Source organism: Arthrobacter sp. PM3 (assembly GCF_003352915.1).
Classification (GTDB): Bacteria; Actinomycetota; Actinomycetes; order Actinomycetales; family Micrococcaceae; genus Arthrobacter.
The window spans coordinates 2,250,436-2,270,775 of the sequence record NZ_CP022314.1 but is presented as its reverse complement, the minus strand read 5'-3'; the positions used below and the strand labels follow the sequence as shown (position 1 = coordinate 2,270,775).

Annotated in this window: 18 protein-coding genes and 1 tRNA gene; 9 read left to right on the top strand and 10 right to left on the bottom strand. The window is 66.0% G+C overall.

Annotation, left to right across the window (positions count from 1 at the left end; all coding sequences use genetic code 11):
• Nucleotides 1–10 precede the first annotated feature (10 nt).
• Nucleotides 11–847, top strand: a complete 837-nt coding sequence (locus tag CFN17_RS10440) for a helix-turn-helix transcriptional regulator (protein WP_208747659.1) — start codon at nucleotides 11–13, stop codon at nucleotides 845–847.
• Here the strand turns inward: CFN17_RS10440 and CFN17_RS10435 are convergent.
• The 4 genes from CFN17_RS10435 to speB form a co-directional block, all read right to left on the bottom strand.
• Entirely contained in the window at nucleotides 844–2,139 is a 1,296-nt protein-coding gene (locus CFN17_RS10435; RefSeq protein ID WP_208747658.1) for a D-arabinono-1,4-lactone oxidase, read from the bottom strand. The two genes, CFN17_RS10440 and CFN17_RS10435, sit on opposite strands and share 4 nt — an antisense overlap.
• 28 nt (nucleotides 2,140–2,167) lie before the next feature.
• Nucleotides 2,168–3,670, bottom strand: a complete 1,503-nt coding sequence (locus tag CFN17_RS10430) for an aldehyde dehydrogenase family protein (protein ID WP_261792148.1) — start codon at nucleotides 3,668–3,670, stop codon at nucleotides 2,168–2,170.
• Nucleotides 3,671–3,777: 107 nt separating this feature from the next.
• Complete coding sequence (locus tag CFN17_RS10425; protein WP_208747657.1) at nucleotides 3,778–5,247, bottom strand: cytosine permease; 1,470 nt, start codon at nucleotides 5,245–5,247, stop codon at nucleotides 3,778–3,780.
• A gap of 199 nt (nucleotides 5,248–5,446) precedes the next feature.
• Nucleotides 5,447–6,451, bottom strand: coding sequence for an agmatinase (speB, locus tag CFN17_RS10420; protein ID WP_208747656.1), 1,005 nt, complete (start codon nucleotides 6,449–6,451; stop codon nucleotides 5,447–5,449).
• Nucleotides 6,452–6,668: 217 nt separating this feature from the next.
• On the opposite strand from speB, the gene CFN17_RS10415 reads away from it, so the two are divergent.
• Complete coding sequence (locus CFN17_RS10415; RefSeq protein ID WP_208747655.1) at nucleotides 6,669–8,183, top strand: PucR family transcriptional regulator; 1,515 nt, start codon at nucleotides 6,669–6,671, stop codon at nucleotides 8,181–8,183.
• 3 nt (nucleotides 8,184–8,186) lie between these two features.
• Here CFN17_RS10415 and CFN17_RS10410 read toward each other — a convergent pair whose 3' ends face one another.
• The gene (locus CFN17_RS10410) at nucleotides 8,187–8,651 is read right to left on the bottom strand and encodes a phage tail protein (protein ID WP_208747654.1); all 465 of its coding nucleotides are present in this window, start codon (nucleotides 8,649–8,651) and stop codon (nucleotides 8,187–8,189) included.
• A 242-nt stretch (nucleotides 8,652–8,893) separates the two neighbouring features.
• Between CFN17_RS10410 and CFN17_RS10405 the strand changes: the two genes are divergently transcribed.
• Both CFN17_RS10405 and CFN17_RS10400 read left to right on the top strand, forming a co-directional pair.
• A complete protein-coding gene (locus tag CFN17_RS10405) occupies nucleotides 8,894–10,051 on the top strand; it encodes a hypothetical protein (RefSeq protein WP_208747653.1) in 1,158 nt (385 codons plus the stop codon).
• A gap of 71 nt (nucleotides 10,052–10,122) precedes the next feature.
• Entirely contained in the window at nucleotides 10,123–11,112 is a 990-nt protein-coding gene (locus CFN17_RS10400) for a homoserine dehydrogenase (RefSeq protein WP_208747652.1), read from the top strand.
• Between the two features lie 97 nt (nucleotides 11,113–11,209).
• Here CFN17_RS10400 and CFN17_RS10395 read toward each other — a convergent pair whose 3' ends face one another.
• A complete protein-coding gene (locus CFN17_RS10395; protein WP_208747651.1) occupies nucleotides 11,210–11,482 on the bottom strand; it encodes a DNA gyrase subunit A in 273 nt (90 codons plus the stop codon).
• Nucleotides 11,483–11,679: 197 nt separating this feature from the next.
• Between CFN17_RS10395 and CFN17_RS10390 the strand changes: the two genes are divergently transcribed.
• Nucleotides 11,680–12,228 carry a hypothetical protein gene (locus tag CFN17_RS10390; protein WP_261792147.1) on the top strand — a complete coding sequence of 183 codons (549 nt, stop codon included), beginning with the start codon at nucleotides 11,680–11,682 and terminating at the stop codon, nucleotides 12,226–12,228.
• A 273-nt stretch (nucleotides 12,229–12,501) separates the two neighbouring features.
• Nucleotides 12,502–13,776 carry a hypothetical protein gene (locus CFN17_RS10385; protein WP_208747649.1) on the top strand — a complete coding sequence of 425 codons (1,275 nt, stop codon included), beginning with the start codon at nucleotides 12,502–12,504 and terminating at the stop codon, nucleotides 13,774–13,776.
• A 78-nt stretch (nucleotides 13,777–13,854) separates the two neighbouring features.
• On the opposite strand, the gene CFN17_RS10380 is transcribed toward CFN17_RS10385, so the two are convergent.
• The 3 genes from CFN17_RS10380 to CFN17_RS10370 all read right to left on the bottom strand — a co-directional run bounded on the left by CFN17_RS10380 (nucleotide 13,855) and on the right by CFN17_RS10370 (nucleotide 15,968).
• Nucleotides 13,855–14,253: a hypothetical protein gene (locus CFN17_RS10380; RefSeq protein WP_208747648.1), complete on the bottom strand. Its 399-nt coding sequence runs from the start codon at nucleotides 14,251–14,253 to the stop codon at nucleotides 13,855–13,857.
• A gap of 550 nt (nucleotides 14,254–14,803) precedes the next feature.
• Nucleotides 14,804–14,877: transfer RNA gene (locus tag CFN17_RS10375), tRNA-Thr, on the bottom strand.
• Nucleotides 14,878–15,077: 200 nt separating this feature from the next.
• Nucleotides 15,078–15,968, bottom strand: a complete 891-nt coding sequence (locus CFN17_RS10370) for a DsbA family protein (protein WP_208747647.1) — start codon at nucleotides 15,966–15,968, stop codon at nucleotides 15,078–15,080.
• 179 nt (nucleotides 15,969–16,147) lie between these two features.
• Here CFN17_RS10370 and CFN17_RS10365 point away from each other — a divergent pair, with 179 nt between their 5' ends.
• Together CFN17_RS10365 and otsB are read left to right on the top strand one after the other, a co-directional pair.
• On the top strand, nucleotides 16,148–17,662 hold the full coding sequence (locus CFN17_RS10365) for a trehalose-6-phosphate synthase (RefSeq protein ID WP_208747646.1): 1,515 nt from the start codon (nucleotides 16,148–16,150) through the stop codon (nucleotides 17,660–17,662).
• Nucleotides 17,652–18,482: a trehalose-phosphatase gene (otsB, locus tag CFN17_RS10360; protein WP_208747645.1), complete on the top strand. Its 831-nt coding sequence runs from the start codon at nucleotides 17,652–17,654 to the stop codon at nucleotides 18,480–18,482. Before CFN17_RS10365 ends, otsB begins: the two co-directional genes overlap by 11 nt.
• A 33-nt stretch (nucleotides 18,483–18,515) precedes the next feature.
• Here the strand turns inward: otsB and CFN17_RS10355 are convergent, their stop codons facing one another.
• Nucleotides 18,516–18,917 carry a VOC family protein gene (locus CFN17_RS10355; RefSeq protein WP_208747644.1) on the bottom strand — a complete coding sequence of 134 codons (402 nt, stop codon included), beginning with the start codon at nucleotides 18,915–18,917 and terminating at the stop codon, nucleotides 18,516–18,518.
• A 274-nt stretch (nucleotides 18,918–19,191) separates the two neighbouring features.
• Between CFN17_RS10355 and CFN17_RS10350 the strand changes: the two genes are divergently transcribed.
• Nucleotides 19,192–20,274, top strand: a complete 1,083-nt coding sequence (locus CFN17_RS10350; protein WP_208747643.1) for an ABC transporter ATP-binding protein — start codon at nucleotides 19,192–19,194, stop codon at nucleotides 20,272–20,274.
• The last annotated feature ends 66 nt before the right edge of the window (nucleotides 20,275–20,340 follow it).

The window sequence follows — 20,340 nt, the reverse complement described above, 5'->3', positions numbered from 1 at the left end:
GTATTCTCGGGTGAACAATTCTGAGCGGCGCAAGGAGCTCGGGCTCTTCCTCAGGGCCCGGCGGGACCAGGCACTGCGGGCCGACTACGGGCTCCCGCCGGTGGCCCGCAGGCGCGAGCGCGGCCTCCGCCGCGAGGAGGTCGCGTTCCTCTCCGGGGTCAGCGTCACCTGGTACACGTGGCTTGAGCAAGGCCGGGACATCAGCCCGTCCCGTCAGGTCCTGGAGTCCATTTCCCGCTCCTTGCATCTTTCGGATACCGGCCTGGCGTACGTCCTGTCGCTGGGCGGCTACGCAGCCGCGGCTCCGGCCGGTCCCGCCGCGGCCACCGCGCCGGCGCATGTCCAGCGGCTGCTGGACGCCCTGGACCCCAACCCCGCGTTCGCGCTCTTCCCCGACTGGGGCGTCGCCGGCTGGAACACGGCCTACGCTGCGCTTTATCCCAACATCGCCACGGTTGCCGCGCAGGACCGCAATCTGTTGTGGCTGGTGTTCACAGATCCTTATGTCCGGGACCTGCTTCCCGACTGGGATGTCACGAGCAAGCGGTTCCTCGCGGAGTTCCGGGCAGAGACGGGACAGCGCCTCGGTGATCCGGACATCAAGTATCAGGTGGAACGGCTCCTGGAGACCAGTCCGGAGTTCCGGCAGGGCTGGGACCGGTACGACATCCTGGGCTTCGAATCCCGTGAGCGGCTTTTCCAGCACCCGGCAGTGGGGGTCCTCCAGCTCGAGCACCATCAGCTCTCGCCCTCGGACCGGCCCGATCTTCATATCGTGGTCTACACGCCGGCCCCGGGGAGCGGGGCCGGCGTCCAGATGCAGCGCCTGATGAGCGCTGCGGTTTAGCCGACGAGCGCGCGGGTGTGGTCGTTCAGGAACATCCCGCGGGGGTCGAACTCCCGGCGCACCTGGATGAAGGTGTCAAGCTCCGGGTAGACGCGCTCCAGGCGGCTCCGTGTCATGAAGTGGATCTTGCCCCAGTGGGCCCGCGGTTCGAAGTCCTGCAGCACCGCGTCCGCGTCCCGGAAGAACGGCCAGTAGTCGGTTCCGGGTTCGGTGGTCAGCGTGATCACCGTGCTGTCGCGTCCCTGGAACTGGGACATGTAGCCGTCGTCGGCCTTCACCCAGCGGACCTCCACGGGGTACTTCTGGTCGGAATGCCGGGTGCGGATCAGGTCCTGGATGGCTTCGACGGCCTCCAGGCCGTGTTCGCTGGGCACGAAGTACTCGAACTCATGGAACGGTGTGGTGAATCCGCCCGGGTAGATCCGGTAGGACCGGTCGAGCCGGGCACCCTCGGCGGACGAGAGTTCCCGCTCGTCCTGGACCTGGGCGATGTTGTAGCGCTTGGTGTAGCTGCGGTTTGTCATGTCCTGGCCCGGGGAACCGGGGAGGTCCAGGAGCTCACACGAATCCTCCGCAGGGCACCACAGGAAGGAGTAGTGCCTGTTCGCGTCGATGTCCGCCTGCCAGGTGGCCGCGGTCTCCGCCCACGTCGGGTACGTGATCTCCTCCTGCAGGTAGTAGCGGTCCGCTACCTCAAGTTCGACCTCCAGGAAGATCCCGAGTGTTCCCAAGGCCACCTGGGCGGCCCGGAGTTCGCGGAGCTGCCCTTCGCCGATCTCGACGATTTCGCCGTGGCCGTTGATGAGCCTGACCCAGCGCAGGGCCGATGAAAAGCTGCCCAGGTTCTTTCCGGAGCCGTGGGTGCTGGTGGCCAGCGCCCCGGCGATCTGCTGCTTGTCGATGTCGCCCTGGTTGGCCAGGGCAAGCCCCTGTTCCCATAGCGGATCGCCGAAGGAGTGGATGGTGGTGCCGGCCAGGGCCCGCGCGCGGCGCCGCACGGGGTCGGTCCCGGTGATGGCCGAGAGCTCCGACATGTCCATCAGGACCCCGCCCGTCTGGACGAGCGGGGAGGATGAGTGCCCCGAGCCGACGGCGCGCACCGGCAGGCCTTCGCGGATGGCGAACCGGACGGCGTCGAGCGCTTCCTGCTCGGTCCGCGGCCGGACCGTGAAGGCCGGCGTGGCGCTCTGGTTGCCGCCCCAGTTGGTCCAGGTGACGTCCGTCCCGAAGGGAGCGGACGGGGTTGCGGCGCGGGCCGGCGGCGCGGTGCGGGGGTGGTTGGTGGTGGTCATTGCTGAACTCCGATGCTGTTCTTAACGCTCACGCGCCGTGGTTGATCATGACGTGCTTGGTCCGGGAGTAGTCGTCCAGGGCGTAGAGGGAGAGGTCGCGGCCGTAGCCGGAGCCCTTGAAGCCGCCCCACGGGACCTCGCAGGCCAGCACCAGGTGTGCGTTGACCCAGACGGTGCCGAAGTCGAGTTGCTTCGGAACGCTGAGCGAGAGGCTGGAATCCCGGGTCCAGACGGAGGCGGACAGGCCGTAGGGGCTTTCGTTGGCCCGGGTGATGGCTTCCTCGGTGGAGCTGAAGGACTCGACCGTGACCACCGGACCAAAGATTTCGTGGGTGGCAATGTGCGCCCCGGCCGGTACGTTGCTGATCACCGTCGGTTCAATGAAGTAGCCGGGGCCCTCCATCGCCGAGCCGCCGATGGCCACCTGGAGGCCTGCGGCCTTGGCCTCGGCCAGGGCTTCCTGCACCCGGTCGAAGTGCGGCCGGGAAATCATGGGGCCGATTTCGACGTCGTCCCCTGCGCCCGGAGCGCCGACGACGAGCGTGCCGACTTCACGCACGAGGTGCTCGGTGAACTCCTCGGCCACGGATTCGTGGACCAGCACGCGGCAGGCGGCGCCGCAGTCCTGGCCGGCGTTCCAGAAGCCGGCGTTGCGCACGCCGGCGGCGGCGGCGCGGAGGTCGGCGTCGGGGAAGACGACAACGGGGGCCTTGCCGCCAAGTTCCAGGTGGACGCGTTTGACCGACCTGCCCGCGGTTTCCGCGACTGCCTGTCCGCTGGCGACACTGCCCGTCAGCGCGACGAGGGCGACGTCGGGGTGTTCGGCGAGCCGCTGCCCGACGGTGCGGCCCTGGCCCGTCACGACGTTGAGGATTCCGTCCGGGATGCGTCCGGCCACCAGTTCGGCCAGCTTCAGCGTGGACAGCGGCGTCTGTTCCGAGGGCTTGAGGACGATCGAATTTCCGGCGGCCAGGATGGGAGCGATCTTCCAGGCGGCCATCAGCAGCGGGTAGTTCCACGGGGTGATGACGCCGACGACGCCGACTGGTTCCCGGAGGATGACCGAGGTGTGTCCGGCGGCGTAGTCGCCGCCTGCCATGGACGTCAGGGTGCGGGAGGCGCCGGCCATGAACCGGAAGGTGTCGATGGTGCTGGAGACATCGTCCTCCGCGACGGCCCGCGGTTTGCCGGTGTTGGCGGATTCGATGAGTTCGAAGACTTCGCGGTTGGCTTCGATGATGTTGGCGATCAGGGAGAGCACCTCGGAGCGCTCCTTCGGGGTCGTGGCGCCCCAGGACTTCTGGGCCGCCACGGCCGCCTCGACCGCGACGTCCACGTCCGAGGCCGTGCCGGCCTGCACCGACGCGATGACCTGCTCCGTGGTGGGATCCACCACATCGATGAGTTCGCTTGAGGAGCCGGGGACGAATGAGCCGCCGATGAAGTGCCCCGCCGGAGGCAGGACGCCCGCGCAGGTCTGCTCTGTGGAGGAGCGCCGGGCCGTGAAGCGTTCGAGGTTGGTGAGTGTCATTTTGTTTGCCTTTGCGTTCTGCGCCGGTGCCGGCGTCGAAGGTGTGTGGGGTGGGGGCATCGCCCGGGGCGGGGGTACGGCCGCCCCGGGCATGTGCGGTGGTGGGGTTAGGCCTGCGGCGCTTCAATCAGTTCAGTGGCGAATGCGGGTGACTGAAAGGGGACGGCTTCCGGGGCCTTCCGGAACACGCGGGCCGCCAGGTAGTAGAGGGGTGCAACCACCACCAGGCCGACAATCCAGGACAGGTCCACGCCGTTCATCGCCGCGGCGACGGGGCCGGTGAACATCGCTGTGGCCGAGAACGGAACCTGGATCAGGGCGCCGGCAATGTAGGCTCCGATCGCGATCCAGTTGAACCGTCCGTACACTCCGCCGTCGCGCTTGAAGAAGTCTTCCACCCGGTAGTCGCCGTGACGCAGCAGGTAGTAGTCCACCAGGTTGATGGCGGTCCACGGGACCAGGACGTACATCAGGAAGGAGAGGAAGTTCGTGTAGAAGAAGATGAAATTATCGCGGGCGAACAGCGAGATCATGAGGGCGAGCGTGAAGAGGATGAGCGCCCCGAAGGTCCGGGTCCTGGCGTGGGGCAACCAGGTCGGTTTGAACGTCTGCCCGATCGTGAGGCTGCACAGGACGCCGCAGTAGAGATTCATGGCGTTCGACGCCGCCACGCCGAGGCAGAAGATGCCGATGACCACCAGGGTCCATGGCCCGAGGAGCGCGCTCAGGCTCCCGACGATTTCAACGGCGCTGCCGTCGCTGATCAGTGTCATGGCGAGTGTTCCCACCAGGGCGCCGAGGACCATCGGGAAGAGGGTTCCCAGGACGCAGCCGGAGTAGGATGCCCAGAATGCCGGGGCCGAGCCGGTGCCCTGGGGCATGTAGCGGGAGTAGTCCGAGACGTAGGGGGCGTAGGCGAGCTGCCAGAGGGCCGAGACCGAGATGGTGGCCATGAAGCCCACCCAGTTGAAGTTTCCCTGGGTCAGGAAGCTGGCCGGCAATCCGTGGACGGCCAGGATCCAGACGAAGGCCAGCGCCAGCGCCAGGCCGGCCACGATGCTGAGGAAGCGTGCGTAGGCGTGGATGAGCCGGTAGCCGAAGATGGTGGCCACGACGCTGACGACGCCGATGACGATGATGCCTCCGTCAACGCTGATGCCCGGGCTGACGGCGGCCAGCGCTTCGCCGCCAAAGACGAGGTTTGCGGCGAAGAACCCGACGTACATGATCACGACGATGCCGACGATCAGCAGCGCCCCGTAGGAACCGAATTGGCCGCGGGTCTGGATCATCTGCGCCACGCCCAGCTGCGGGCCTTGGGCCGAGTGCAGGGCCATGAAGATGCCGCCGACGAGGTTTCCGATGATGATTCCGACGATGGCGGGCACAAAGCTCAGCCCGAACACCGTGGTGGCGAGCCCCCCGGTCACGATCGTCATGATCATGATGTTGGAACCGAACCAGATGGTGAAAAGGTCACGGGCCTTGCCGTGGCGTTCGTCGGCGGGGATCGGCTGGATGGTCTTGTCCTCGAGCCTGGGTACCTCGGCTGCGGCGGGAGTGGGTCGAGCGCTCATGATGCGTTCCAGGAGTTCATGGGAACCTCTTCGTTCTGTCCCGGCGCGTCATCGGGCACGGGATCTGATGTATCAATCATTTCGTGACTTGCGTCACGGTGGAAATCCGGCAATTGGCTAGATGCCGTAAACCGGTTCGTACATATGTATGAACCAGGCGCGACTGCCCCGCGATTGCGGCCCAAGCGACCGTTGCGGCTCAGGCGGTGGCCGCCTGCAAGTCCTCGGCCACGTTGTTGACGGCCTTGCTGCGGTTCACCATCAAGGCCAGGAGGTCGAAGACGAGGGTTGCCGCGGCGACGGTGGTGATGTCTGCGTGGTCATAGGCCGGGGCAACCTCGACGACGTCGGCGCCCACGATGTTGATGCCGTTCAGTCCGCGGAGCAGCGCCAGCAGTTCGCGGGAGTGGAGCCCGCCCATTTCCGGAGTGCCGGTGCCCGGCGCGTAGGACGGGTCCAGGACGTCGATGTCGATGGAGACGTACACCGGGGTGTCGCCCAGCCGTTCCTTGACGCGCTGGATCGCGGCCGGAACGCCGATGACATCCAGGTCCGAGCAGCGGATGATCTGGAAGCCGAACTCGTGGTCTCGGAGGAAATCGTTGCGGTCGTAGACCGGTCCGCGGATGCCCACGTGCATCGACTTGTCCTCGACGAGGAGGCCCTCTTCGAAGGCCCGGCGGAAGATGGTTCCGTGCGTGACCGGCTGGTCGAAGTAGGTGTCCCACGTGTCCAGGTGCGCGTCGAAGTGGAGCAGGGCCACCGGGCCGTGGACCATGTTCAAGGCCCGCAGCATCGGCAGCGCGATGGTGTGGTCGCCGCCGATCGAGATCAGCCTCTTGCCGGAACCGGCGCCGCCGAGGAGAGGGAGGGCCTGTTCCTCGATCTCGCGGACCGCGCGGGAGATGTCGTAGGGGGTGCAGGCGATGTCGCCGGCGTCCACAACCTGGGCCTCATACACGGGCTCGACGTCGAGCTCCGGGTGATAGCCGGGGCGCAGGAGCCGCGACGCCTCCCGGACAGCCGCCGGACCGAACCGGGCGCCGGGGCGGTAGGAGGTGCCGCCGTCGAACGGGACACCCACGATCGCAATGTCGTAGTCCGGAACCCGGTCAATCTGGGGAAGCCGGGCGAAGGTCCCGAGGCCCGCGAAGCGGGGGACTTTTGTGGCGTCGACGGGGCCGATCGGCTTGTGTGTGGTCATGGCAGGGGTCCTCCGGTTGCTGTGGTTTCGGCCGGCCTGCGGATTCTTCGCGGTACTTCGCTGTACTGGATCCTGCGCCGGTTGAGGTCTATGGCTTAACTATTAGTGATCGGCGTCACGCGGTATATGCGATGATTGACTACAAATAACCGAGGTGCTTATACATATGTAAAAGCCACCTGGGGATGGCCTTCGGACGCATGAACAGGACCCGCACATGGCGATCACCGTGGCCGAACTGCTGGCAGAACCTCAGCTGGGCCTGAGCCTCCTGGCAGGTTCCGCCGGCCTGGGCAACCGTGTCACTTGGGCCCACACCTCCGACCTCCCGCGCCTGTGGGAATGGGTCACCGGCGGGGAACTCATGATGACCAACGGGCTCTCCATCCCGGCGGATCCCGCGGGCCAGGTTGAACTGGCCGAGGCACTGGTCAACGCCGGTGCCAGCGCGCTGGCGATCGGCGAGCAGATGCATGCCCCTGAACTCCTTCCCGAGTTCTTCGAGGTCTGCGACCATCTGCCGTTGCCGGTGATCAGCATCCCGTACCCGCTTCCGTTCATCGCCATCGCGCGGTCGGTCGCCGAATCGTCGTTACTGGAGGAGTCCCGCCGGCTGCGGCAGACGGCCCGCATCTATGACCTGCTGCGGCTCGCGGGGCCGTCTGAGGACAACTGGCTCAGCCTGATCCTGGGCATCGAGGCTGAACTCGACGCGGGCCTCTTCGTCATTGACCGGCGGTGCCTGCACCCCTGGCACCCCGGAGGCCAGCCGCTGCCCCCGGACCTCGAGCAGCACCTTGAACCGCTGACCAGCAAGTCACCGGTAGCCAGCAAGAAGTTCCAGTGGCACCGCTTCGGCGACCGCCACCTCCTGATGATGGACATCCCGACCCACGCCAACGCGCTCCTGGTGGTGCTGCCCAGATCCGAGCCGCTCCCCGATGCCGTGGTGCTGCTCCACGCGGCCACCGTCCTTGGGCTGGAGCTGTCCCGGACCGCGCTGTCGCTGGAGAACCAGCGCAGGCTGGGTGCGGAGTTCCTTGCGCAGGCCTTCGACGGGCGCCTGGGCATCGCCGACATTGAAAGCCGGCTGCCTGAGTTCGGGATCTCGTCCCGGGAATTCCTGATCGTTTCCATGTCCAGCGACGACGGCGAGCGCCTGGCGGGCGTGCACGTCGATCTGTGGCGGCATGGCTATCCGACGGCCTGCCAGCGCAGGTCCAATACCCTGCATTTGGCCGTCGCCTCGGACTGTTCCGACGTTCTGCTGCGGCACGCCGTCCCCTCGGACGTGCGGATCGGCATCAGCCGGCCTTCCGCTGCCGCCGGCGCGCAGCGGGCCCTTCAGGAATCGATGTGGGCCCTCGGGACGGCGTCAAGCACCGGCGAACGGTTGGTCCGCTATGCGGAGGGACCCTCGTGGCTGGGGCTCACGAGCTTCGAGGAAGGCCATGCCCTGGTCCAGCGGCTCCTCGGACCCATTTTCGAGTACGAACAGGGAGAAAACGGGGATCTGATCCTCACCCTGAGGACGTTCCTTGACTCCCAGCGGTCCTGGCAGAAAACGGCGGCCGCCCTGTTCGCGCACCGGCAGACCATCATCTACCGCATCCGGAAGATCGGTGAGCTGACCGGCCTTGACATGACCGAGACCTCGACGCTGGCGCAGCTGTGGTTTGCCCTGCAGATCCACCAGGCCATGGATCTGCAGGGCCATCCGCGGGGCGCCTGAGGGTCAGTACTGGCCCTTGATCACAAAGTAGGAGCCGCGGATGACGCCGGCCAGCTTGGACTTTTGGCGGGCGAACTTGAAGCTTGACGCCAGTTCCTCGGGAACGTCCATGCCGTCGGACAGCTTGAATCCGACGGCGCGCTTCGCCCCGTCCTCGATTCCGTACATCACGTTGATGGACAGGCCGGACTCGTAGAACACGTAGGCCATCCGAAGCCCGTCCACCTCGAAGGACGTCACCTCCAGCGGACGGGAGGCGATGACGATATTGCGTTCCTCGGCGAGAACGCGGCTCACCCACTCGAGCGTCTCCGGCGCCTCGGCTGCGGGCGTGACGGTGAAATCGTGGTCGTACTTGTTCTTGTAATAGCGCGCCTCGTTGGCCCGCAGCCCTGCGAGCGCGTCTGCGACGGGTGAGGATTCCAGGCCAACGGTGGACACGTTCTTGAAATCTACGGCGTACGGCACATGCCCTCCTGGTGGTTGCTCTTCGAACGTCGTCGCAGATTAGACGACACGCTGCAGTCTAACTACAGGACGTGCCGACATGGCGACCGGCAAAATGCCACCAGCGCAGTTAGAGTCTGCCGTGGGGGAACCATCATCTGCCCGGCGGGCACCGTCGGTGCCATCCCCCGCGACTCGTGATCAAGGTGGGGGAATTGAAAATCAGAACGCGATGCGCTGCATCCGGGGGTACCAGCATCAGAATGCGCCGGACTATCGCGGCCGTGGCCGCCGCACTGGCGGTGGCGGCCGGACTGCTGGTGCCGGCAGACCCGGTCCTGGCCATGGAGGATGCCGGCCCGGTCGTTGCAGCCGGGACGCCCCAGCGACATACTTCGCCGGTACCGCAGCTGACCTCCTTCGGTTCGGCCGTGTATCTGTGGTCGCCCAACTGGAACTCGGAGCCGGCCAAGGTCTTCAATTTTTCCGGGTACGGCTTCACCGGAGCCACGATCTCCCTGCAACGCCTCACGGGCGGCATCTGGACGACCGTGAAAACGAGCCCTGTCCTGAAAACCGACAGCGCCAGGCTGACCTACACGTTCGCGACGGAAGGCACGGCCAGGTTCCGGGCCGTCCTCAACAAGTCCGGCAAGCGGATCGCCACCTCGGACCCGCTGCCCGTCACCTACGCCCGGCAGGAAACCTCCATCTGGGCCGCGGATTCCTTCACGAACAATCCCTTCTCCACCGCTGAGGGCCGTGTGGCGGCGGGGACGCAATGGTCCACGACCTATGTCCTGTACAGCGCGCTCGGCAACCGTCGTGGGTCACTCCAGGAATACCGGAACGGAATCTGGCAGACCATCCGGACTGTCGACTTCACCAAGGCGTCCGGCTGGAAAGCCACCGTCAAGACCCCGCTGGTGAATGCCACGACCAGCAAGCGCTACCGGTTCACCGTGGCCGCCACGGCCCAAGAGAAGTCCTGGACGTCCGGATCCACCGCCATCGCCCACATGAATCCGGCGGACTACACCGGGTACAAGAAGGCCGCCTACAACTACATGAAGCCCTACTGCGATAAGCAGGTCATCACCCTTATCGGCGGCTACACCAGCTTTGCGTGGTGGCCGTCCTACCGCATCGAAATGGCCCAGACGTACGGGACCGGGAAGTCACTTCAGTACGTGGCACTGCACGAGTGCGCCCACATCGCCTCCTACAAGCTGTACAACGACGACGCCAAGCTCACCTCGCGGATGAACGCCATCTACGGCTGGGCCGGGAAGGAACAGCTCGCCGACTGCATGGCCTATGCCATGGGCGCCGACAAGAACTATGGCGGCACCTACACCCGGGACTGCAGCGGCTACCGCGGCACCGCCGCCAGGAAGGTCCTCGCAGGCCAGAAACCGTGAGTACGGCCGGCGTGACCGAAACGGGTGCAGGAGCACCCCGTGGAGCCATAACCCAAAGGACGAGGACAGACATGCCAAGCCGCTTTCAGCCGACCGTGCCGCTCCTTTTATCCGGGTACGGCAACGTCGGCCAGTCATTCGTGAACCTTGTCCCGCTGCAGGAAACCGGGATTCATGTCGCCGGCATCCGGGGGCACCACACCGAAGTGCGCCTCGGCGAGGAACCAGTCGTGCCGGAGCGCTCGTCGTGGGAACCACTCGGTTCGATCGATGACGCGCTCACCGCAACCCGGGCGGCCGTCCTGGTCCAGGCCCTCCCGTCCTCTGAGGAAGCGCATTCGCGCGCCACCCATGAGGCGATCGCTGCCCTGCGACGGGGCGTCCATGTCGTGACAGCAACGAAGAGCCACCTGGTGAGCCACTGGCGGGAACTGCAACGGGCTGCCGAAATCGGGCGGAGCCGCATCCGCATCTCAGGAGCAACCGGCGCCGCCCTGCCGGCAGCGGACCTGGCCCGGCTCGGCGTCCGTGGCCTCGGATGCAACGCCGTCCGTGCCTGCCCGAACGGCACATCAACGTTCGTTTTGGACCAGCTTTCCGGCGGAGCCGGGCTGGCCGACGCGATTCTGGAAGCACAACGCCGCGGCATCGCCGAATCTGACCCGTCCGCAGATCTGTCGGGGCAGGACGCGGCCACCAAGGTGCGGCTGATGACGGGCCTCGTCTGGGGCTGGGACGTGTCACGAATGAAGGTTCAGCTGGACCCCATCGACCACACGGCATCGGCCCGGGCCCTGGCGGCAGCCGGCCAGGGACGCCGCCTTCGTGCCGTCGCCAGCGCTTCCCTCGACCGGCCGATGCTGGTGAGTGTGCGACTGGAATCCGTGGCCGCGCAGGACCCCCTGCGCCACATCGCCGGCCCTGAGAAGGCAGTAGTCTTTGTCTGTCCTGACGCTGGGGACATCACGGTGCAGGGTGGCCGTTCGAGTCCCCAAGGAGCAGCCGTGGCGATGCTCAAGGATGTCCTCAACCTCGTGGACGCTGAGTCACCGGGATTCTGACATGTCGTTCTGGCTGTCAAGAGGCATGGATGGGCGGCTCCTGGGATTTGGTTCCGGGGCATCCACGTCTCTGGCGTCGGATGCTTCCGAGAATTCCTCAGCGGCCCTCAGGCAACATTGACCTAAGTTCTGCTGCCCGGGAAGCGAGCCTCTGACGCTGGTCCCGGGTGAGTCTTCTAACCTGCATGTCGAGGACCACCCTGCTGCCCAAGTCCCCCACACCCAACAGCTGACCCACACGGCGTCTTGCTTCGTCCTCGTCCTCCGAATCCTCAATCATCTGGAAGACCGCGTCACGACGGTCCATCGCCCGTAGCAGGGCATCGAGCATCATCAATTCGTCCCTTATATGCCGCTCATCCTCATCCACGCGGCGATTCTTGCACGACGGAAGTCATTGGGGTAGATCCTCCATCGCCCACCGGCAGCTCGGGCAAAGGACATCGCGGTGCAGAAGTGGCAGCCGGCTCAGTGCCCGAAGGCGCCGCGTGCCGAGGTTGGATGACTTGTCCTTCAGACGATCAACCGTAGACTCAGCGCATGTCTGGACCTGGGGGAACAAAAGCTGTGGGCCGCGTTGCGGCACTCATCGTGACCGCGCTGTTGGCCGGCGGCATGACTGCCTGTGCCTACGAGGATGACGGTGATGCTCTTTCGACGGCGGCCGCGCGCACGGCTCGTCCTGCGCCGACCGTCCCGTCAAAAGGTCCGGACGTGCTGGCCGTGGAATCGAGCAATTACGCCGACCTGAAGAAGCGTCTTGCAGGGACGACGGGGACTGTGGTGCTTAGCGACTCCGGTCCGGCCGATGGGCCAGGGGTTGGCTTCAGCAAGATTGCGACGGTGAAGGCTGGCGGCGCCCACACTGTAACGGCAGCCTGTGTGGGCACCCCGGGCGTCCAGATGTTCCTCTCCCAAGATCCCCGGACCGGTGCCGAACCGCTGTCGTTCGATCTCGAGTGTTCTGGGACGCTAAAGCGCGTCGTCGAACTGCAGGCAGGATACGTCGTGGCCGATCTGATCCGGCACGACCCGACGGGTCCCTGGACGGGTGCCGTCGCGGGGATCAGAATCACGGTCGAATGCCAGCACACTGCTCCGAAGGGCAGCTGTTAACTCCCGCCGCAGGGCCCTATCCGGTTGGCCCATTAGATAAAAAGACGCCGGTTGTGGATGAATCCTTTGAAGCCCTGCTGTCGATTCTGGCCGCCTCGCGCAACTCCGCGCCTCTGGGGTGGAATCGCGGACGACTCTCCGCTTCCCGAGGGGGCGAGGCACGCAAAACAGGGCAGTGCATGACGTGATCCCGGCGGCGGAGGAGCGCAGTCGGGTGGCGTGACGTTAGGATTCGAGCATCACTCGACTTTTCCTGGGGGAAACTTGAAAATCTTGACCCTTGCTCGGCCCGTGGCCGGTCTTCTCACTGCAGCCCTGGCGCTGCTTGCTTTGGTTGCGGGAGCGGCGCCGGCTCAGGCGCTGGCCTACGATTCAGTCATCATCGGCAAGGTGGTCGGACCTGACGGGAAACCGATTCAGGGCCTGCAGGTGACCCCGTACACCAACGCCGACCAGCCGTTGTCGGGAGCGGCGGAAGACTCCTGGCAGACCCAGTATTCCGCCACCGGGGAGGACGGCACCTTCAGCTTCAAGGCTGATAGCTCGACCGTCTACAAGGTTCGCGTCTGGGACCCGTACGGGGGCACCGGCCGGAACCCACTGACCTTCGCCGACAAGTGGTACGGGGGCAAGAGCACCTTCGACATGGCCGCCGGGTACACCTCCGCGAAGAAGATCACCATCTCGACGCCCGGCATCGTCAACCTGGGCACGTCCACCGTCGTGCTCGGCACCCTGCCCAAGTACGGTATCAAGGCACCGCCCGTCATCAGCGGCGAACTCAAGTACGGAGGCGTGCTGTTCGCCACCCCGGGCACCTGGTCGCCGCAGCCCGCAGCGGGGATCGCCTTCACGTGGTACCGCGGGACCGACAGGGTCGGCACCGGGCAGGTCTACAAGGTGAAGGCGGAAGACGTCGGCCAGTCGATCCGTGTCGTGGCCAGCGCCTACCAGTGGGGCGTGGCCGCCTACACAGAGTCCAAATCCGCTGCGGTCACGGTCGCGCGCGTGAAGCTTCCCTCCCCCGGTGTCACCATCCGGGGCAAGGCACAGGTCAGCAATCAGCTGACAGCAGTCCTTGCCGTCCCGGTAGGACTGGACCAGGGGACGGTCGACGCAATGGCCTCACCCCAGTGGTACCGCAACGGCGCCCCGATCAGAGGTGCCACGTCGCTGACGTACCAGCCGGCACCCGCCGATGCCGGCACCGTGCTCAGCTTCAAGGCCGGCGGACTGATCCATCCGGAGGTAAAGACGGCGAAGATCGCCCCGAGGCCGTTCTTCTCCTACCTAACGTACGCAACTATCAAAGGCACCCCGAAGCCCGGATCCACCCTCACCGTCTATACCGGCGCTGAAAGCTGGCAGCCGCGGCCGTCGGCGTTCACCTACCAGTGGTACCGCTCCGGCGTCCGGATCCCGGGCGCCACGGCGAAATCCTACAAGCTCACCGCTTCCGATGCTGGCAGGACCATCATGGCGAAGGCGACCGGCACCCGGACCGGCTTCCTGACCACGACCTCAGCGTCGGTGCGGGCGCTCAGGTAGCCGCCCGGACCGGGGCATGAAGAAGCCCTCCCGCGCAGGTGACAGCCGGTGCGGGAGGGCTTCGGTATTTGGTCGGCCTTATTCGACCGGGGCGCCGGCCAGGACGACGTCGAGGGGCACGTCGCGGCCGTCGATGGCGGGGACGGCCTCGCCGCTGAGCCAGCGCTTGTTTTTCAGCGCCTTGCCCGGAGGGTCGAACGGGTTCTCCATGGCGTACAGCGGTGCCCCGGTGTTGTGGGGGCGGAAGATCATCAGCGGCCCGGCGCTGCGGGCCGTGGGCTGCGTGAACACCGCGCGCAGGGAGCCGTCGCCGAAGCGCAGGGACTCCATCATGACCTCGGCCACGTCGTGGCCGTCGGTGATCCGTGACTTGGAGTTTTCTTTGAGCTTGAACGGTGAGGACACCGAGGAAGTGAACGTCTTGTGGCGGATGTCCATCGGGACGATCTTGCAGACCTGGCCGTCGATGGTGTGCATTTCGAGTAGGCCGGGGTCGAGGGTGCGCAGGCCGTTCGCCCGTGCCCTTCACTGTGAAGCCGGATGCCGTCGCCGGGATGGTGATCGTAAACTGCGGCGAGACGCTAATGAAGTTGTTGGCGATGATGTTGTACTTGGCGTCGGAGATCTCCCAATAGCATTCCTCTACCTTGTCGCCCTGTGATCATTCTCGACCACTTCGCCCGCACAGGGTTTGCGCGGGACAGAGTAACGGGCACGGCGGGGCTGATTCTGGGAATCACCGGGACTGTCATTTGCCTGGTTGTCACCGCGATCACCGCTTACGGAATGGACCAGTACACGGAGAAGATCAGGAACTTCCCTTTCCCCGTGACCACGCAAGGTTCTGCCGCCTCGGCCGGTCCCAAGGACTTGCTGCCTAACTGCATATTGACTTTTATGCGGCCACTGTTCCGACGTCGGTCATCGGAACTTTTCCAAAGCGTGCCGTAAGCGTGTCGTGCCCTGTTTTCGCACATAAAGCACCCCTCCATCCCGGGCAAAATCGCCGGAATGGAGGGGTTTTCAGAGCCCCCTGTCGGATTCGAACCGACGACCCCCGCTTTACAAGAGCGGTGCTCTGGCCAACTGAGCTAAGGAGGCGTTCGCAGTCCCGCGGCCGCCCGCGAACGGGACGGCGCCTGGACGCTAGATAAGGGTAGCCCACGGACACCCGAGGATAAAAACGGCGGCGGGAGTGCAGGCAGGGGCGCCGGCTGCCCTGCAACAGGAAGGCCCTGCCCCGGAAAATTCCGGGACAGGGCCTTCCTGTTGCAGCCTGCAGCTGCACAGGATTCCGCAGGTTACTTCTTGGCGTCCACCGCGGCCTGCAGGTACTGGTCAAACGGGGTCTGGGCGCTGTCGCCGACACCCCACTGCTTGCCCTCAACGAACACGGTGGGGGTGCCGGTAATGCCGATCACCGAGGCCTCCTGGGTGGTGTGCTTGACCCACGGGCGGTACGTCTTGTCATCCACGCACTGGTCGATGCTCTTGGCCCCGACGTCGGTGGCCATCTTCTTCAGCTCGTTGTCCGAAAGGCCGGCGCTGCCTTCGGCCGGCTGCTTGGCGAACAGTTCATCGAAGAAAGCCGAGAACTTCTCCGGGGATTCGTTGACCACGCAGGCTGCGGCGTTGGCCGCGCGCGAGGAGTAGTTGGTGGTGGAGCGGCTGTCGAGGAAGCCGAGCGGGCGGTATTCCACCGTGATCTTGCCGTCGTTGCGCAGCTTGGTGAGGGTCTCGTTGTACTGCGCCTCGAAGTTCTTGCAGACGGGGCAGATGAAGTCGATGTAGAGGACCACCTTGACCGGCTTGCCGGCCTCAGCTTCGGCGCCGGGGGCCGTGACCGGGGACGGCGGCGTGGCCGGCGCGGCCGGAAGATCGGAGAGCTTCACGGTGGCGGGATCGGTCTTGGCGACCTCGGTGTTGGCCAGCAGGGTGATGCCGCCATGGACGTTGCCGTTGGCCGGCGTCGGGCCTTCGTCGGCCACGGGGGCGTTGTTCTTGATGTTCGAGGTGACAACCAGGGCCACGATCACGATGATGGCGACGACGGCGGCAACAATGCCCCAGCCGATCAGCAGCTTGTTGCGCTTGTCCTTCTTCACCTGCGCTTCGCGGATCTCACGGGCTTTCTCGCGCGCCGCGGCCGTGCGCTCTGCCTTGGACTGTCGGGGGTCGTTTGCGGGGCTCATTAGTTCCTCGGGTCGATCGGCCAGGGGTGGTCCACTCAGTGGCAATTCATCATTTTAGGGGAGAAACCTGAGAAGTTGCGGTTTCAAGTTTCTCTTCCGCCTGCCCAACGGACGAATAGCCCGGAAGATTCCGTGCGGCTAGGGTGGTAAAGAGCCACGAGCGACCCCAGGGGGCACCAATGGAAGCAACGGAAAGCGCCGATCACAGCGCGAAACATACCGCCACGGCGGGGAGCGCCGAAGCGGAGGCAGGCGGCACCGACGCGGCAGACCAATTCGACTTCATCGTCGTGTCCAACCGGCTGCCCGTCGACCGCTGCCCGGACGATGAGCCCGGCTGCGAGGACGGCTGGCGCCGCTCCCCCGGCGGCCTCGTCACGGCCTTGGCGCCCATGATGACCAAGACCGACGGCGCCTGGGTGGGCTGGCACGGCGCCCCGGACGAGACCGTCAAGCCCTTCAGCCACGGCGGTATCGACCTCATCCCGGTGCAGCTGAGCACGCACGACATCGAGATGTTCTACGAGGGCTTCTCCAACGCCACGCTGTGGCCGCTCTACCACGACGTGATCGCCCCGCCGGAGTTCCACCGTGCCTGGTGGGACGCCTACCGGAAGGTCAACAGGCGGTTCGCCGACGCCGTCATCCGCCACGCGGCCGAGGCCGCCACCATCTGGGTGCAGGACTACCAGCTCCAGCTGGTCCCGAAGATGCTCCGGGAGGCGCGGCCGGACCTGAAAATCGGGTTCTTCAACCACATCCCGTTCCCGCCGCCGGAAATCTTCGCGCAGCTCCCCTGGCGGCGGGCGATCATCGACGGCCTGCTCGGCGCCGACCTCGTCGGCTTCCAGCGCAGCAGCGACGCCGGGAACTTCATGCGCTCCGCCCGCCGTTTCCTCGGTGCCAGCGTCAAGCAGCAACAGGTGCACGTCAAGGGCGCCGACGGCGAGACCACCCACATTGCCCGGGCCCAGTCGTTCCCGATTTCCATTGACGTCAAGCAGATCAGCGAGCTGGCGAAGCAGCCGGAGGTGGTCGAGCGCGCCCGGCAGATCCGCCGGGACCTCGGCAACCCCAAGACCATCCTGCTCGGCGTCGACCGACTCGACTACACCAAGGGCATCCGGCACCGGCTCAAGGCGTACGAGGAACTGCTGGAGGACGGCAGGCTCACCGTGGAGGATGCGACCCTGATCCAGGTGGCGAGTCCCAGCCGGGAGCGGGTGGAACAGTACCGCCTGCTGCGTGAAGAGGTCGAGGGCACCGTGGGCCACATCAACGGCACCTTCGACACCATGCAGAACACCGCCGTCCGCTACCTGCACCACAGCTACCCGATCGAGGAAATGGTCGCCCTGTACCTGGCGGCCGACGTCATGCTGGTCACCGCGCTGCGGGACGGCATGAACCTGGTCGCCAAGGAATACGTCACGGCACGGACTAACAACGACGGCGCCTTGGTGCTCAGCGAATTCGCAGGCGCCGCGGACCAGCTCAAGCAGGCACTTCTGATGAACCCGCACGATATCGACGGGCTCAAGGACACCATCATGAAGGCCGTCCACATGCAGCCGGCGGAGGCGTCGCGCCGGATGCGGGCCATGCGCAAGCAGATCCTGGACCACGACGTCGACCTCTGGTCCTCGGACTTCCTGACCGCGCTGGCCGAAAAGGTGGTCCGCGATGACTCCTGAACCGGCCGAAACCAACAAACGGGACGCCGCGCCGCTCTCGCTCTCACCGGAGCTGCTGGAGGCAGTGCGCCGCACCGCCGGCACCGAGCACCTGCTGGTGGCGATGGACTTCGACGGCACCATGGCCCCGCTCGTGGACCACGCCGCCGACGCCCGTGCCCTCCCCCGTTCCGCCGCCGCGTTCGCGGCGCTGGCGGAACTTCCCCGGACGACGACCGCGCTCATCTCCGGCCGGGCGCTGGACAGCCTGCGCGCGGTCGCCTCCCCGCCGGAGAACACGCTGCTGATCGGCAGCCACGGCGCCGAGGTCTGGATGGGCCCCGGGTCCTCGGAGCTGATGCTGGACGACGCCCAGCGGGACCTGCTGGCCGAAGTCCGCCGCGAGCTGGAGGGGATCGTGCAGGAGGCGCCCGGGACCCTGCTGGAGGACAAGCCGGCCGGCGTCGTCCTCCACACCCGGCTGGCGGCCGACGACGTCGCCGAGGACGCCGTCGCGGCGGCGCGGGCGGTCCTGCAGGACCGCAGCGGCGTCTTCCTGAAGACCGGCAACCGGGTCCTGGAAACCTCGGTGGTCCACGCCTCCAAGGGCGAGGGCATTGCCTTCCTCCGGCAGGCCACCGGCGCTTCCGCCGTGGCGTTCGCCGGGGACGACACCACCGACGAGGACGCCCTGGCCAGCCTCATCCCGGGGGACCTCGGCGTCAAAGTGGGGCTGGATTTCACCCAGGCCGAGTTCCGGGTGGAGTCGCCGCTCCACGTCTGCGAGCTGCTCGAAGCCCTGCTGCGGGAGCGTCGGAAGGCAGTCGAGCCGGAGAGCTAGCCGTTGCCTGCCGCCCGGGAGACCGTGCGTTGCTCAGGAAACGGGTTCGTAGCCAATCAGCCAGTGCAGGCCGTGACGGTCGACGACCTGGCCGTCTGAGGCGCCCCAGGGCTTCGGGGCAAGGGGATCGACCACCCGGCCGTCAACGGCGAGTTTGTCGAACCACTCGTGCAGAACTGCCGGTTCGGCGGTCCCCAGCAGCGAGAGCATGAGGCCTTCGAACCGGACGCTTTTCTCGCCCGCGGCCGCATCCGATCCCGCCAAAGCGACCGCGCCGGTCAGCTGTCCGTGGGCAATGGCATCCGGCGGACCGTCGCTGCGGTTGAATTCCTCGTACGTGAACAAGGCAAGCTCTCCGCCGAAAACATCCGCGTAGAAGCCAAGTGCTTCACGGGCTGTGCCGGGGAAACTGACATAGATCTGCAGTGAAGTCATGCGCACAGCCTATACACCCCGCTCCGACGCCGCGTGAGGGACCCCACATGTGACATCCGTAACATTTTCGCCCAGATGCCATGTATCTGACATACTCTGTATGTGATGTGGCGCACAGGCACCGTGCGGCGTCACAGGATACGCGTTGTCCTGCTCCTCGGCCCCGGCCGGGGAGTACGCACGTGATGACCCAAAACTGAATTACCAACTGAATAAAAAAACCATTCACAACGGATCGTCCGGCACGTACCTGCCGGTGAAGGGATTGATAACTGTGGCTACAGTTACTTTTGATAACGCAACACGTCTGTACCCGGGCACCGATAAGCCCGCTGTTGACAAGCTCAACATTGACATCGCCGATGGCGAATTCCTGGTCCTCGTCGGACCCTCCGGCTGCGGAAAGTCGACCTCCCTGCGTATGCTCGCAGGTCTTGAGGACGTCAACTCCGGCCGCATCCTCATTGGCGATCGCGACGTCACCGACGTTCCGCCGAAGGACCGCGACATCGCCATGGTGTTCCAGAACTACGCCCTGTACCCGCACATGACCGTCGCGGACAACATGGGCTTCGCGTTGAAGATCGCCGGCGTCAGCAAGGAAGAGCGCGCCGAGCGCGTCCGTGAGGCCGCCAAGCTCCTGGACCTCGAGCCGTACCTGGACCGCAAGCCGAAGGCACTCTCCGGCGGCCAGCGCCAGCGTGTTGCCATGGGCCGCGCAATCGTGCGTAACCCGCAGGTCTTCCTCATGGACGAGCCGCTGTCCAACCTCGACGCCAAGCTGCGCGTCCAGACCCGCACCCAGATCGCGTCCCTGACCCGCCGCCTCGGCGTCACCACGGTCTACGTCACGCACGACCAGGTCGAGGCCATGACCATGGGTGACCGCGTCGCCGTGCTCAAGGACGGCCTGCTGATGCAGGTTGACACCCCGCGCAACCTCTACGACAAGCCGAAGAACGTCTTCGTGGCCGGCTTCATCGGCTCCCCCGCCATGAACCTGCTCGAACTCCCGGTGGTCGACGGCGGCGTCCAGTTCGGCGGGACCGTGTACCCGGTGCCGCGCGACGTCCTTGAAGAGGCCCACGGCCAGACCGTCACGCTGGGCACCCGACCGGAGGACCTGGAAACGGTTGCCCAGGGCGAAGGCCTCCAGGTGGAGGTCGACGTCGTCGAGGAACTCGGCGCCGACGCCTACGTCTACGGCCACACCACGCTGGACGGCAAGAGCCACGACATCGTGGCCCGTGTCGACGGCCGCCGCCCCCCGATGAAGGGTGAGTCCGTCTGGGTCCGCCCGCAGTCCGGCCACGTGCACCTGTTCGACACCAAGACCGGTCAGCGCCTCGGCGACTAATCCCCACCGGCTCCCTAACCTCGCTCCGCTTCGGCCAGGGAACCCTGCCGGCGTGGGCCCTGCTTA

What these genes read in the sequence shown, in the direction of transcription:
- CFN17_RS10435 (WP_208747658.1), bottom strand. Translation starts at nt 2,139, where the DNA reads ATGACCACCACCAACCACCCCCGCACCGCGCCGCCGGCCCGCGCCGCA.
- CFN17_RS10430 (WP_261792148.1), bottom strand. Translation starts at nt 3,670, where the DNA reads ATGACACTCACCAACCTCGAACGCTTCACGGCCCGGCGCTCCTCCACA.
- CFN17_RS10425 (WP_208747657.1), bottom strand. Translation starts at nt 5,247, where the DNA reads ATGAGCGCTCGACCCACTCCCGCCGCAGCCGAGGTACCCAGGCTCGAG.
- speB (WP_208747656.1), bottom strand. Translation starts at nt 6,451, where the DNA reads ATGACCACACACAAGCCGATCGGCCCCGTCGACGCCACAAAAGTCCCC.
- CFN17_RS10415 (WP_208747655.1), top strand. Translation starts at nt 6,669, where the DNA reads ATGGCGATCACCGTGGCCGAACTGCTGGCAGAACCTCAGCTGGGCCTG.
- CFN17_RS10405 (WP_208747653.1), top strand. Translation starts at nt 8,894, where the DNA reads ATGCGCCGGACTATCGCGGCCGTGGCCGCCGCACTGGCGGTGGCGGCC.
- CFN17_RS10400 (WP_208747652.1), top strand. Translation starts at nt 10,123, where the DNA reads ATGCCAAGCCGCTTTCAGCCGACCGTGCCGCTCCTTTTATCCGGGTAC.
- CFN17_RS10380 (WP_208747648.1), bottom strand. Translation starts at nt 14,253, where the DNA reads ATGCACACCATCGACGGCCAGGTCTGCAAGATCGTCCCGATGGACATC.
- CFN17_RS10370 (WP_208747647.1), bottom strand. Translation starts at nt 15,968, where the DNA reads ATGAGCCCCGCAAACGACCCCCGACAGTCCAAGGCAGAGCGCACGGCC.
- CFN17_RS10365 (WP_208747646.1), top strand. Translation starts at nt 16,148, where the DNA reads ATGGAAGCAACGGAAAGCGCCGATCACAGCGCGAAACATACCGCCACG.
- otsB (WP_208747645.1), top strand. Translation starts at nt 17,652, where the DNA reads ATGACTCCTGAACCGGCCGAAACCAACAAACGGGACGCCGCGCCGCTC.
- CFN17_RS10355 (WP_208747644.1), bottom strand. Translation starts at nt 18,917, where the DNA reads ATGACTTCACTGCAGATCTATGTCAGTTTCCCCGGCACAGCCCGTGAA.